We start from the raw sequence: 13,308 nt of genomic DNA, 5'->3' as shown, positions 1-13,308 counted from the left end.
TCTCCTCCTTTCACTCCTTCAGCCGGATGATCCCCTTTACCACGTTTTCGGCATCCTTAATCACTGTGTCAAAGGCCAGCTTTGCGTCCTCAAAGGCAAATTCGTGTGTGACAATCTGTTCCACATCAATAGTTCCATCCGCTATGGCAGCGATGGCCACAGGGTAGAGGTTCCGGTACCGGAATACGGACTTGATGGTCAGCTCCTTTGCCATCACCTTGGAAAAGTCATAGTCAATTACATCCTGGGGAGCCATTCCCACCAGCACAATGGTTCCGCCTGGTTTGGCAAACAGAGGGGTCTGCTGGATGGTTTTGGCGGCCCCCGCTGTCTCCAGCACTACATCCGCGCCCCGGTCTCCCAGCAGCTCTTTTATTCGTTCCTCTACATTCTCTTCTCTGGCATGAATCACATGGTTTGCCCCCATCCTTTTGGCAAACTCCAGGCGCTTTTCAAACAGGTCCACCACAATCACATTGGCTGCTCCAAATGCCTTACATGCCAGAAGAGTCACCAAGCCGATGCATCCGGCCCCCAGGATCACCACAGAATCTCCCAGCGTCACCCCGCCCTGCTTTGCTGCGTGGAGTCCAACTGCCAGAGGCTCTACCAAAGCCCCTGCCTTTGTGGAGACATTCTCCGGAAGCTTAAAGCACATATCCGCCGGATGAGCCACATAATTCTGAAGCGCTCCCTGCACCGGAGGTGTGGCAAAGAATACCACATCGGGACACAGGTTGTAGAGGCCTTGTTTGCAGTACTCACATTTTCCGCAGGTGATTCCAGGCTCCAGAGCTACCCGGTCCCCGGGCTTTAAGCCCGATACGCCGCTCCCGGTCTGGATGACGGTCCCGGCTGTCTCATGGCCCAGAATAAAGTGCCCGTCCACTATAAAGTCTCCGATCCTTCCATTTTCATAAAAATGGACATCCGATCCGCAGATACCGCAGTACTCAATCTTTACAACCACCTCATCCTCTCTGGGCTTTGGCATATCCACGTCCATAAATTTCATGGAATAAGTCTGGTCCATATATGCTGCTCTGTTTGTCATTCTGCCTCCTCCTTAGCAATGTTGGGATGAACTACAATTTTTAACTGTCCGCGCCCATTTAACATCTGATCCATTGCAGCCGGGAAATCTTCCAGACTGTAGTGGTGGGAAATCAGGTCATCCACTCTCACAATCCCCTCCTTGGTGTGTCCCAGTCTATGGAGGTACTTGGCCGCCATGTAAGATCCGTACACTTCTTCATTTCCTATGCACATCGATCAGATGCTCGCTGTTGCGTATGTCCTCCTGTCTGGTACCGATGAAAATCATTCCCGCGACATGCTGCTCAAACAAAGTCGTAATATATTTTTTCTTCCGCTCAATGCTGTTACGGGTAGTACAGAGCATGGAGGTGTATCCATTCTTTTCCAGAATCTCCTCCGCTCTCTGAATCACTTCGGAATAATATACATTGTTGATGTCCGGCACAATCAATCCCACAATCTGTGTCTGGTTCATGCGCTGCCCTTTGGCAACACGGTTGGGCACATTGGCCTTCCTGGCCACATCCTTAATTGTACTATCCATGGTACACCGCCCCTCTCTTCTAAATACTTTTAATGAAAGGCTCGATATAGTACAGCGCGCTTCCAACCGCAGCAGCCTCCATTGTGTAGTGACATGCCCGCACATAGTCCGCCTTTTCCTCAAACATGTTCTTTTCCTGCAAAAGTCTGCGAAGATGGCCCATGCGAGGTTCAATGTACTGCCCCAGGTATCCCCCCAGCACGATTTCATAGTCAAAGCACATGCGGATATTATGTATAGCTACGGAGAGGTGCTCCAAATACTCCTCCCAGACCACTGCGAACGCCTTTTCTCCGGCATCCAGATGCTCGAAAAACGCAGCCAGATTTCCCCCCGTCTCATCAGAGAGCAGATGGGCCGCACAGTATGCGTCCACGCATCCCTTCTTGCCGCAGTAGCACGGCCTGCCCCCGGGTACCAGAAGCATATGTCCGAATTCTCCGCATCTCTGATTATCCCCAGACACGATCCGGTGTCCGGAGACAACGGCTCCCCCCACTGTGTTGCTCAGGGAGAGATAGATCATACTTCCCTTCTGACGGCTCCTCCACTGCTCCGCAAACCCTCCGGCATTGGAATCGTTACAGATGGCACATGGAAACGGAATATGCGCGGTGATCTTTGCGTGAAAATCCCTGGGGATATCCGCCAATACTACAAAATCGATGTCCTTTCTGTTGGCTGAGACAATTGCCGGAACCGAAATGCCGGCCCCCAGAATCTTTTCCTTTTCTATGCCGCTCTCCAACAAAAGCTCCCGGGCCAAGCCCCCTAGCTTTTCATAGTACTCGTCCGTATCCTCAAAGGGAACCCTCATCCTGCGGTAATGAGTTATATCCCCCTTTAAATTTACCAGCACTGCACTGATATGATTCTTGGTGATATCGATTCCCAGAGCCTTTCTGGCATCTGAATCCACGCAGATCCCCTTTGCCTTGCGTCCTCCGGTGGATTCAAAACTTCCCTTCTCCATCACCAGGCCTTCCTCCATCAATTCTCTTAAATTCTGCGTCACCGTGGGAAAACTGATATCCAGCCGCTTGGCAATTTCCGCCTTTGAAATCCGTTCCTCTGTATATACAAGCTGATAAATATTATTGCGGTTAATTTTCTTTAATTCAATACTACTGCCCTTCACGCTTTCATAACTCCTGTCCTGTAATTTGCCCTACAACATCTGGCTAAACTCTACCTTCTCACCGTTGGGTCCCGATATTGTAAAGAAACGCACGCCCTTCTCCCAGAAAGGAAGCTCTTTGACCTCCCCCTCCAGACTCTTGTATCCAAGCGCCTGTACCTCATCAAACACTTTATCTATATCCGTCACATCCAGGGCAATGTGGTCAATTGCGCCCGGAGCGCCTGCCGTTACCTTCTCCTCATAGACTTCCATCACCAGATTCGCTCTCCTCAGGAAACACACTCTCTGCTGCCTCTCAGCCAAACAAAGTGAGGTCTGAAAGCTCCTCTCAAATCCTAAAGCCTCATAGAAACACAGAGTCTCCTCCAGCTTTTGGGTTGGCAGTCCAATGTGCTGGATTCCTGTTATGTACTCTTTCATACTCCTCTCCTTCTCTTCTTTAAATTCTTTTGCAAATCAATTTTAATAAGTGTATTATACCTTTCCTCCAGCAGAATGTCTATAGAAAATATTCACATTTATGACATCATAATTTTAGTACTTTTTACAGTAACTTCTGGAATCTGATTTCCATAATTGATATAATAACTGGTAATGGAATTTTTTCACTCCTGTATTATTTCCTTCCGGTCAGCGCAATAAATGCACTTACCTATTGAATAGTTATAAATAGACGAAAAGATCTGCCCGTGACAGCTGATGAGCAAGGACCTCATAGTAACGTCCAGTATGTTCCATGACAATACGTGATTCACCTTCAACAGATTTGATTTGTTGCACAAGAGCATTGATATCACTTGAAGTATGCTTGATTTCAAATGATGTGGAAATGATCTCTCCATATGGGCGGAGAATTGCAACCATACTTTTACCTTTAGAAACATCGATACCAACTGCGTTCATACATTTGTCACTCCTTCAGATTATTACAATGGATAAGCACCAGTTTTACTCATTACTTATTCAATCTACTGTGGGATGACACGAACGTACCAAAAGCAGTTCAACCTGCATAAAACGAAGGCTGCGAATGAGGAGCTGGTTATCAGTCTATTTAACGGACGCGAAGTCCAAGAAAGGAGCAGATATACCATTGCTACCATTATTCTAACAGCTTAAGTAACAAGATGGAGAATTCCTTACTGGTTGTAAGGGATATTAACCATAAATATATTGTAGTAGAAAGGATATCCGCCTATGTTTCAGCCAAATGATAAAATTGGTTTGATCTGCTGTTCCAACGGACTCCCAGACGCCCTGAGTTCCCAGATCAATCATCTATTGCAGCTCCTCTCAGAGATGGGCCTGGTACCCGTCTGCAGCCCCTGTCTGTTTGCAGACGAGTTTGGGAACAGTGCTTCCCCCGCACTGCGGGCCCAATCGTTGATGGATTTCTATGCCGATTCCTCCATCAGAGCTATTTTTGACCTCTCCGGAGGAGATCTGGCAAATCAGATTTTAGATGAACTGGACTTTGCCTGTATTCAAAAGAATCGAAAACCTTTCTTTGGCTACAGTGATCTGACTGTTCTGCTAAATGCGCTCTACGCAAAAGCCGGCACTCCCTCCTGTCTGTACCAGCTTCGAAACCTGATTCGCCAGGAATCCTCGTGGCAGAGGAACGCATTCTCAGCCTCCCTGTTTCACAACAGACCTGAACTCTTCCACTTTTCTTATCACTTTCTGAGAGGAGAGAAGATGGAGGGTACGGTTGTGGGTGGAAATATCCGTTGTTTTCTGAAGCTTGCGGGCACCCCTTACCTGCCTGATCTGCAGGATAAGCTCTTATTTCTGGAGAGCCGGAGCGGAAAACCTTCTTTTCTAGCTTCCTGCTTTACACAGCTTCGGCAGATGGGTGCATTCTCCAGGATAAAGGGCGTGCTGCTGGGAACCTTCACCCAGGCGGAATCGGAAGGACTCACCCCCTCTGCAGAGGAATTGCTTTTGGAAGCTCTTCCCTTCCCAGATCTTGCAGTAGCAAAGACCAGACTGATCGGACACGGCCCTGACTCCCGCTGCCTCATCCTCGGCAGAAAGCTGTGCCTTATGAAAAACACTAAAATCTCATCCTGCCAGACAGTCCAGGATTTTTATTGTCCAGGGGACTAAACTGTGCTATACTCTCTTTGGACTATGGATAACAAAGGAGAACATTATGTTAGTAACAGTGGTGATTCCCTGCTACAACTCCCAGGACTCTATCGAAAAGGTAGTAAACCTGACAGCAGCGGAATTCAAAAAACTGCCTCAATATACCTATGAGTTTGTATTGGTCAACGACTATTCCAAGGACGCCACCTTCGCCAAAATCAAAGAATTGGCTGCAAAATACCCCTTTGTCCGTGGCATCAATCTGGCCCGGAACTTCGGACAGCACAACGCCCTGATGGCTGCTCTGAACTATGCTCAGGGAGACTTGATCGTGGGAATGGATGATGATCTTCAGACTCATCCCTCCCAGATGTACAAGCTTTTAGACAAAGCTCAGGAAGGATATGACCTGGTGTACGGTAATTACGCCAAGAGAAAAAATTCCTTTTTAAAAAATCTAACCAGTAAATTCAACAAAGTGACCTCCCGCATTCTGCTGGGACGTCCCAAGGATATTGTATCCAGCAACTACTGGGTGATAACAAAACTGGTACGGGATGAAGTGATTAAATATACCAACTACAATCCCTACATAGACGCGATCTTTTACCGCGTTACCAGCAATATTGCGGATGTCACCATTGAACATCATCAGCGGGAGCAGGGCTCTTCCAATTACACCTTCCGAAAGCTGGTCAAGCTGTGGATGGCATACTGGAACTTCTCTGTCATTCCCCTGCGCATCTCCTCCCTGCTGGGGATACTTTTCTCCGCAGCCGGATTTGTGGGGTTTGTCATTACTTTCATCCGTCAGCTGCTTGACCCCAGCACGCAGACAGGCTGGGCATCTATCATGTGCGCCCTCTTTTTGTTCTTTGGCTTCGTGCTTCTGGTGCTGGGAATCATGGGGGAATACCTTGGGAAAATCATGCTATGCATCAACAACACTCCCCAGTATATTATCCGCGAAACCATAAATGTGGAGAATGGGGAAAAGGAATAGGTTCTTATTATGAAAAAAATACTGATTCTGGGCGCCGGTATCTACCAGGTGCCCTTAATTAAAAAAGCCAGGAGCATGGGTCTGTATACCATCGCTGCCAGCTATGCAGGCAGCTACCCGGGACTCTCCATCGCCCATGAGGTGTGGAATGTGGATACCAGAGATTACCAGCGCCTGATCAGACTCTCCAGGAAGTCCGGCATTGACGGAATCTGTACCTCAGGTACAGATGTTGCTATCCTTTCCCTGGGAGCTGTCTGTGAAAACCTGTCTCTCTGCGGTCTCTCCCTGCCCTGCGCGAAGACCGTCACTGACAAAGCAGCCATGAAGGAAGCTTTTAAACACGGGGGCGTCTCCACCCCGCGGTTTCGCAGGGCATCCACACTGGAAGAGACGCTGGAAGCCTTCCATGCACTCGGCTCTCCCGTGATTGTAAAGGCTGTAGACAGTTCCGGAAGCCGCGGTATTACCAGAGCTGACTCCGAAGAGGCGGTCAGGACTGCATGGAAGGCCGCAGTGAAAGTTACACGGAAAGACTATGTGCTTGTGGAAGAATTTATCACAGCTCATGAGATTGGCGTGGATGGATTTATCGCAGATGGGAGCATTCAGTTTATGCTTCCCCATGACAAGTTTACACTTACCACTGGCGGTACTACCCTTCCGGAGGGACACCATTTTCCCTTTCACTGCAGCGAAGCCCTTCACCGTGAGATTCTTCGCCAGATGGAACTGGTAATCCGCGCAACCGGGATGAACAACTGTGCTGTGAACGCTGATGTGCTTGTATCCGGCAGCAAGGCTTGGATACTGGAAGCAGGCGGAAGGGCAGGGGCCACATGTATCCCGGAACTGATCTCCTGCCACTGCGGATTTAATTACTATGAGCAGATGATCCTACATGCTATGGGCGAAAAGGCCGATTTTACCCCCCACTCAAAAACACCCTGCATGGCGAAACTGCTGTTCAGCAAGAGGCAGGGAACTATAACGCAGATCAAAAAGGATGTCCTGGAGGAACTGGGCGCTGAGGGTATACAGGTGTCATTGGATTATCCGGTAGGGACACAGGTGGAGGCGGTTCAGAATGGAACCAGCCGCATTGGCCAGGTAATTATGGAGACCGATGACGTCAAAAAATTGGATCGCGCCATGTCGAAGGTGCGAAGCGCAGTCCATATCGACCAGGTCAGTTTGGAGACAATATGGAACGAGTAAAGAAGTATCTGCCGCTTCATTTGAATATTATGTTATTTTCTTTCACAGGGATTTTTTCAAAGCTGGCTTCCATCCAGTACAATGAAAACGGCCTCAAGGCGTTGCCGCTGTACCTCTTTCTATTTTTAATGATAGCAAACTGTGGGATCTATGCAATCGTCTGGCAGAAAATAATCAAGAAGTTTTCCCTTTCCACAGCTTACGCCCATCGAAGCGTGTATCTGATCTGGTCCCAAATCTGGGCAGTCCTGATTTTCGGGGAATCCCTGTCCTGGAATAATGTGTTGGGAATGCTGGTGGTATTAATCGGAGTATTGGTGGTGCAGAAATATGAGTAGAATTTTTATGTTGTTGATGTTTGCGGGGACCTTCTTCTCCGCTGCCTCGCAGATTCTTTTGAAACAGAGCGCCGGCAGGGAGTATAAGCATCCCATCTATGAGTATCTGAACTGGCGTGTGATCACAGCGTACGGTATCTTTTTCGGTGTGCTTCTGTTAAACACCTATGCCTACACCAGGGTGCCCTATAAGTATGGTTCCATCATCGACACCTTTACCTATGTGTTTGTCCTGATACTCTCCGCGGTTCTTCTGAAAGAAAAAATATCCCGCGGAAAACTTGTGGGCAACCTGATTATTATTGCAGGGATTCTGATTTACTCTCTGTAGACAGTAGTTCAGGATAGCTTTGCAATTAGCATTCCTGTAAAGTGACGGCCATACCTGCCCTAAATGTCAAAAGCGACCATATCATTTTTTAAAATGACTTGGTCGCTTTTTATAAGAGAACTGCCAGCCCGGCAGTTCTCATTTTCCATCCTTACCCAACTGTCCATGCAGCTTTATATCAGGAAATCCTTCAGTCTCTTACTTCTGGAGGGGTGCCTCAGTTTTCTGAGGGCCTTTGCCTCAATCTGGCGAATACGCTCGCGGGTTACATTGAATTCCTTGCCCACCTCCTCAAGGGTGCGGGCACGTCCGTCCTCCAGTCCGAAGCGCAGGCGTACTACCTGACGCTCCCGGTCCGTCAGGGACTCCAGAGCAGTTCCCAACTCGGCACGCAGCATGGAAAATGCCGCGGAATCCGCTGGTGACAGCGCAGAATCATCCTCGATAAAATCTCCCAAATGGCTGTCATCCTCCTCACCGATGGGCGTATCCAAAGATACCGGATCTCTGGAGATCTTCAGCACTTCCCTGACTCTCGCCACCGGAACCCCCAGCCTGTCAGCCACCTCCTCCGGGGTAGGCTCACGTCCCAGTTCCTGCAGAAGCGTCCTGGTCATGCGTAGTGTCTTGTTTATGGTTTCCACCATATGTACCGGCACACGGATCGTTCTTCCCGTATCCGCGATTCCTCTTGTAATGGCCTGTCTGATCCACCAGGTTGCGTAGGTACTAAACTTGTAGCCTTTGGTGTAGTCAAACTTGTCCACCGCTTTCATAAGCCCCATATTTCCCTCCTGGATCAGGTCCAAAAAGGGCATACCGCGGCCCACATATTTCTTAGCAATACTGACAACGAGTCTTAAATTAGCTTCCGTCAGGGCCTTCTTGGCCTCCTCGTCACCTTCTTCTACTCTCTTTGCCAGAGCTACCTCTTCTTCTGTACTCAGAAGCGGAACATTGCCGATCTCCTTCAAGTACATACGGACAGGGTCCTCTGTACTCACTCCCTCCAGCACGTCCACATCGTCAATAATCTCAACTTCGTCTTCCTCGTCCAGAATAATGTCATCTTCGCTCTCAAGCAGCAGGTCCTCCACATTACTGTCTTCTTTGACACTCCCCTGCAAAATATCCACATTATTCTTTTCCAGGTACTCCAAAACGAGATCCATCTTGTCTTCATCCAGCTCCAGGCCAGCGAACGCATCGTTGACCTCACTGTACTCCAACACGTTTTTCTTGGTCTTTGCCAGGTCTACCAGCCCAAGAAGCGCCTTGGTAAATTGTTCCTGCTGTAATTCATCCATACTCTCTTATCTCCTAAAGATTTTCTCGTACATTGTAGCATACCATTTTTGACAATCCCTGTCAACTTTTGGCACGTGTATTCCATAAAATTACAAAAAATGAACCCAGAAAGATAAAGAGATCCGAAATATTAAAGACAATCCTCCTCAACCTTTCCCATTTTACATTGAAGCTGAAATAGTCCACCACATATCTGCGCACCAGGCGGTCATAGACATTGCTGAACGCGCCTCCCACTACAAAACTAAGTCCCAGTTTTATGAGAATCATTCCCTTTTTTCCAAGGATATACAGATATGCAACGAAAACCGCTGCGGACAACCCCAGGGAAAAACCGGCTACCAGCTCCTGACGTTTTTCCAGAAAGTTCAGCATAGCCCCCTTGTTGTGGGATTTTCTAAGGAGGATCTTCCCACCCAGAATCTCCTCCCGGCATCCCTCATCCTTAGTTTCCTCCACATATCGCTTCAGAAACCAATCAGCACCAAATATAATAATTGGTATCAATATATACAGCATGCTTATCCCTCCAGTGCCGGTATTCCCCGCATCTCAATACGCGGTCCACCCTTGTGCTCAATATACTCTCTTGTGATTGTCACTTTCCCGATATTGTCATCCTTTGGAATCTCATACATGATATCCAGCATAAACTCCTCAATAATGGCCCGCAGCGCTCTGGCGCCTGTCTTTTTTTCCAGGGCCTTCCTTGCAATTGCCCCTAATGCCTCGTCTTCGAACTCCAACTTTACCTCATCCAGGGCCAGCAGCTTCTGGTACTGCTTCAAAATGGCGTTTTTGGGCTCTTTTAAGATCTTAACCAGCATCTCTTCTGAGAGCCCCTGAAGGGTGAATACAATGGGGAGTCGTCCGATAAATTCCGGTATCATTCCAAAGTTCCGTATATCATCCAGGTTCACCTTCTGCAACAGCGTGGGGTCATTGTCATACTTATCCTTCAGGTCTGCCCGAAAGCCAATGGACGCCTGTTTATTGAGCCTCTCTTTTATAATATCCTCAAGTCCCGGGAAGGCACCTCCGCAGATGAAGAGGATATTACGGGTATTTACTGTGACCATGGGAACCATGGCATTCTTGCTGGTGGCCCCCACAGGCACCTCCACATCGCTTCCCTCCAGCAGTTTCAACATCCCCTGCTGGACGGACTCTCCGCTCACATCCCTCTGGTTGGTATTCTTTTTCTTTGCGATCTTGTCTATCTCGTCAATGAAAATGATCCCCTGCTCCGCCTTCTCCACATCATTATCCGCTGCTGCCAAAAGCTTAGATACCACACTCTCGATATCATCTCCTATATACCCTGCCTCTGTCAGTGAGGTGGCATCCGCAATTGCCAAAGGCACATCCAAGAGACGGGCCAGTGTCTTAACCAGATAGGTCTTTCCGCTGCCAGTGGGTCCGATCATCAGCATGTTGGACTTCTCGATCTCTATGTCATCCATGGTTCCTGTAATTACTCTCTTATAGTGGTTGTACACTGCCACGGAAATCACTTTTTTGGCATGCTCCTGACCTATCACATAGTCATCCAGACTTGCCTTAATCTTATGGGGCGCGGGAATGGATTTTATGTCAAAGGCTTTCTCAGGGGTTTCCTCCTTTGGTTTCTTCTTTTTCACCTTCTGCTTCTGAGGAATCTGGTCCGCGAGATCTGACAAGTTGATCATGCTGATATTGGACATGTTGGTCATGTTCATCAGGTCACTGTATGGAATATTTCCATTGTTCATGGAGTCAAAAGCCTTCTGCATGCACTCTGAGCAGATATGGATTTTGTTGGGAAGATTCACCATCTTTCCCGCCTTGCTCTCAGGCCTGCGGCAGATAAAGCAGACATCCTCGTACTCCTCGCTGTCATCCTCCTTCTTGTCGTTTTTGACATCCCCCTCCGCTACTTCCTTCAGAACTTCGTCATCTATATAAGTGTTCTTTTCGTCCGTCATGTTCTTACCTCTCTCTATATATTGCGGTCTGCAAACTCCCTGTACTGTCTCCTATCCCAAGGACAATGTTCTGTAGGAATTCTCAGTGTAACTGCAGACTGCTATGGGTTGATTATATCCCAGAATGCATTCTGACACAAGTGAAGTTTTTCTAAACCCTTATTTACAGGGATGTGCAAAACAACTGCTGTTCCATAACCTATCTCTGTTATGGAACAGCAGCTGTCGTCTGCCGTCTATATCTTGTTAACTAATTAGGGAAAGAAGTCATCCATGCCATTACTGCCATAAGGATTTTCCTGGTCCCATCCAAATCCCTGGCCATTCTGTCCCTCCTGGGGATTGGCTTCCTGATCCTGACTCTGCTGGGACTCAGAGGTTTCACTGCTGCTGTCAGCCGGTCTCTTTCCCAGCGTCACACTGACGGTTCTCTCTTTGTACTCTCCGTTTTCTGCTGCGGATAGTACCACATCGATGGTTTCCCCAGCTTTGTAGTAGTCCATGCGGTTAAACAGTTCCTGCTTAGAGGAAATGGATATACCGTCTATTTTAACAATAATGTCACCCTTTTTGATGCCTGCCTCCTGTGCCGCTGATCCCTCAGACACTTCATACACAAAAGCTCCTGCCGGCATGTTGTATACCTGTCTGGCCTCCTCAGAAACATCTACCGGGGTCAGACCCATATATCCTTTTTTATTTTCGTCTACTTTAGATCTGGTTGTGCGGTTCATAAGATCACTTAAAATGGGCTCCGCTGTCTTCATGGGGATGGCGTATCCCATACCCTCCACACCGGTGGAAGCCGCCTTCACAGAGTTGATACCGATCAGCTCCCCTGAAGTATTCAGAAGCGCTCCTCCGCTGTTGCCAAAGTTGATCGCTGCGTCTGTCTGGATCAGGCTGTTTGTCATATTGTCAACCGTGACCTCCCTATCCAAGGCGCTGATGTATCCAACCGTTACGGACTGTCCGTATCCCAGCGCATTTCCGATTGCCACTACCTGCTGGCCTACCTTCAGGCTTTCGGAATCTCCAATCGGCAATACCTTGATCTTTGCCTTCACATCATCCGGGATATCGGAAAGAGATACTGCCACTACTGCCAGATCATGATCCGGATCTGTTCCCTTAACCTGTGCCTTTACCACCGCATCCTCCGGATTGCTGGTGGTTACTGTAAAGCATACGCTCAACTCCTCTGCCGCATCCACCACGTGATTGTTGGTTGCTATTAAAAGCTCTGAGTCGTTCTGAGAGATAATTACACCGGAACCTGCGCTTTCTGTCTCCTGGGTGTAGGATTGACCAAAGAAAAGCCCCTGTACCTCCTGCACGCCCTTATTTGTAATGGCGACAATCGAAGGCATGGCATTTTCCGCTACCTGGGAAATATCCACTGCAGCCACTGTCTTGACACCGGATTCGCTTCCTGACTTTTCTGCGGAAGGGGTATCCGCGCCGGAAACCGTACCCGCGGTCTCAATCTTGGCCTGTGTCTCCTGGGGTGCCAGCTTATTGCCAATATAGCCTGTCACCTGGAAAGCCGCACTTCCCACCACTCCAAAGACTAGAGCTAAGCCTGCGCACACTGCAAATTTCTTCCACAGCTGGCCTTTTTTCTTATCCCCATGAAGTTTGCGTGGTTTTTCCGGCCCGGGAACAGCTGTCTGCTGATAGCTGTTGGGATTTTGCCCGCTGCCCTGATCTCTGTTATAACTATAGTGGTAAAAACCGGACTGATCCTGTCCTTCCTGGCTGTGCTGAACCACTCCCTGATGACCATACCTATCTTCATGAGGCTGCTCCGCCTGATCTGAGATATGATCTGGCTCTGCCTGGCTTTCCTGGCGATATACGTTCCCTGAATCCGCCAGAGGCTCCTGGCGGTAAACATTTTCTGATTCTGCCTGCGGCTCCTGGGGGTATACGCTGCCTGAATCTGCCTGAGGCGCCTGCCCATATACATTGGTATCAGTCTGGCTTTCTCCGCGGTTTGCATTTTCTGAATCCGCCTGGCTTTCCTGGCGGTATGCTGTCTCTGTGTCGCTCTGATTCTCCCCGCGGTATACGTTCCCGAAACCTTCCCTGTTTTCCGGACGGTATGTGTGATTTGAATCTGGCATACCCTCTGGCTGGTAAGCCGGATTCCCGGATGGGTCCGAACCGTTTGCCGGGCCAAATCCCGTGTTTAGGCTCTCATTTTCTTTATCATCAAATTCATCATACATTGCGAACGACCTCCTCTGTTGTTCTCATCTCTTTTTCCCTATGAGAACAGTTTAACAGCGAATTGTGTTTAATCTGTGATAAATTAATAAAAAAAGGTTGA

General features: G+C 48.4%; 15 protein-coding genes. 5 read left to right on the top strand and 10 right to left on the bottom strand.

Annotated elements, in window-relative coordinates:
- Nucleotides 1–10: 10 nt before the first annotated feature.
- The 6 genes from AC0THY_RS08415 to AC0THY_RS08390 all read right to left on the bottom strand — a co-directional run bounded on the left by AC0THY_RS08415 (nucleotide 11) and on the right by AC0THY_RS08390 (nucleotide 3,626).
- A complete protein-coding gene (locus AC0THY_RS08415) occupies nucleotides 11–1,054 on the bottom strand; it encodes an NAD(P)-dependent alcohol dehydrogenase (RefSeq protein WP_489993982.1) in 1,044 nt (347 codons plus the stop codon).
- Nucleotides 1,051–1,248, bottom strand: coding sequence for a hypothetical protein (locus AC0THY_RS08410; protein WP_489993981.1), 198 nt, complete (start codon nucleotides 1,246–1,248; stop codon nucleotides 1,051–1,053). The genes AC0THY_RS08415 and AC0THY_RS08410 overlap by 4 nt, the downstream gene beginning before the upstream one ends.
- Before the next feature lie 4 nt (nucleotides 1,249–1,252).
- Nucleotides 1,253–1,582, bottom strand: coding sequence for a hypothetical protein (locus AC0THY_RS08405; protein ID WP_489993980.1), 330 nt, complete (start codon nucleotides 1,580–1,582; stop codon nucleotides 1,253–1,255).
- A gap of 19 nt (nucleotides 1,583–1,601) precedes the next feature.
- Nucleotides 1,602–2,720 (bottom strand): ROK family transcriptional regulator, encoded by a 1,119-nt coding sequence (locus tag AC0THY_RS08400; RefSeq protein WP_489993979.1) that lies wholly within the window; start codon nucleotides 2,718–2,720, stop codon nucleotides 1,602–1,604.
- Nucleotides 2,721–2,750: 30 nt separating this feature from the next.
- Nucleotides 2,751–3,143 carry a VOC family protein gene (locus AC0THY_RS08395; RefSeq protein WP_489993978.1) on the bottom strand — a complete coding sequence of 131 codons (393 nt, stop codon included), beginning with the start codon at nucleotides 3,141–3,143 and terminating at the stop codon, nucleotides 2,751–2,753.
- A 243-nt stretch (nucleotides 3,144–3,386) separates the two neighbouring features.
- Nucleotides 3,387–3,626, bottom strand: a complete 240-nt coding sequence (locus AC0THY_RS08390; RefSeq protein WP_489993977.1) for an IS110 family transposase — start codon at nucleotides 3,624–3,626, stop codon at nucleotides 3,387–3,389.
- 294 nt (nucleotides 3,627–3,920) lie between these two features.
- Between AC0THY_RS08390 and AC0THY_RS08385 the strand changes: the two genes are divergently transcribed.
- From AC0THY_RS08385 to AC0THY_RS08365, 5 genes are read left to right on the top strand one after another with little or no spacing between them, the layout of a single operon-like run.
- Nucleotides 3,921–4,832, top strand: a complete 912-nt coding sequence (locus AC0THY_RS08385) for a S66 family peptidase (protein WP_489993976.1) — start codon at nucleotides 3,921–3,923, stop codon at nucleotides 4,830–4,832.
- A 46-nt stretch (nucleotides 4,833–4,878) separates the two neighbouring features.
- A complete protein-coding gene (locus AC0THY_RS08380; RefSeq protein ID WP_489993975.1) occupies nucleotides 4,879–5,817 on the top strand; it encodes a glycosyltransferase family 2 protein in 939 nt (312 codons plus the stop codon).
- A 9-nt stretch (nucleotides 5,818–5,826) separates the two neighbouring features.
- Entirely contained in the window at nucleotides 5,827–7,035 is a 1,209-nt protein-coding gene (locus AC0THY_RS08375; protein WP_489993974.1) for an ATP-grasp domain-containing protein, read from the top strand.
- Complete coding sequence (locus AC0THY_RS08370; protein WP_489993973.1) at nucleotides 7,023–7,373, top strand: EamA family transporter; 351 nt, start codon at nucleotides 7,023–7,025, stop codon at nucleotides 7,371–7,373. Before AC0THY_RS08375 ends, AC0THY_RS08370 begins: the two co-directional genes overlap by 13 nt.
- Nucleotides 7,366–7,704, top strand: coding sequence for an EamA family transporter (locus AC0THY_RS08365; RefSeq protein ID WP_489993972.1), 339 nt, complete (start codon nucleotides 7,366–7,368; stop codon nucleotides 7,702–7,704). Before AC0THY_RS08370 ends, AC0THY_RS08365 begins: the two co-directional genes overlap by 8 nt.
- Nucleotides 7,705–7,877: 173 nt before the next feature.
- On the opposite strand, the gene rpoD is transcribed toward AC0THY_RS08365, so the two are convergent.
- The 4 genes from rpoD to AC0THY_RS08345 all read right to left on the bottom strand — a co-directional run bounded on the left by rpoD (nucleotide 7,878) and on the right by AC0THY_RS08345 (nucleotide 13,207).
- Complete coding sequence (gene rpoD / locus AC0THY_RS08360) at nucleotides 7,878–9,011, bottom strand: RNA polymerase sigma factor RpoD (protein WP_489993971.1); 1,134 nt, start codon at nucleotides 9,009–9,011, stop codon at nucleotides 7,878–7,880.
- Between the two features lie 61 nt (nucleotides 9,012–9,072).
- Nucleotides 9,073–9,531, bottom strand: coding sequence for a signal peptidase II (locus AC0THY_RS08355; RefSeq protein ID WP_489993970.1), 459 nt, complete (start codon nucleotides 9,529–9,531; stop codon nucleotides 9,073–9,075).
- Between the two features lie 2 nt (nucleotides 9,532–9,533).
- Complete coding sequence (gene clpX / locus AC0THY_RS08350; protein WP_489993969.1) at nucleotides 9,534–10,976, bottom strand: ATP-dependent Clp protease ATP-binding subunit ClpX; 1,443 nt, start codon at nucleotides 10,974–10,976, stop codon at nucleotides 9,534–9,536.
- Between the two features lie 254 nt (nucleotides 10,977–11,230).
- Complete coding sequence (locus AC0THY_RS08345) at nucleotides 11,231–13,207, bottom strand: S1C family serine protease (protein WP_489993968.1); 1,977 nt, start codon at nucleotides 13,205–13,207, stop codon at nucleotides 11,231–11,233.
- Nucleotides 13,208–13,308: the final 101 nt, after the last annotated feature.

This window comes from Ruminococcus sp. 8Y-12 (assembly GCF_058119865.1).
The sequence above is the reverse complement of the archived record's forward strand: the minus strand, read 5'-3'. Positions and strand labels throughout refer to the sequence as shown.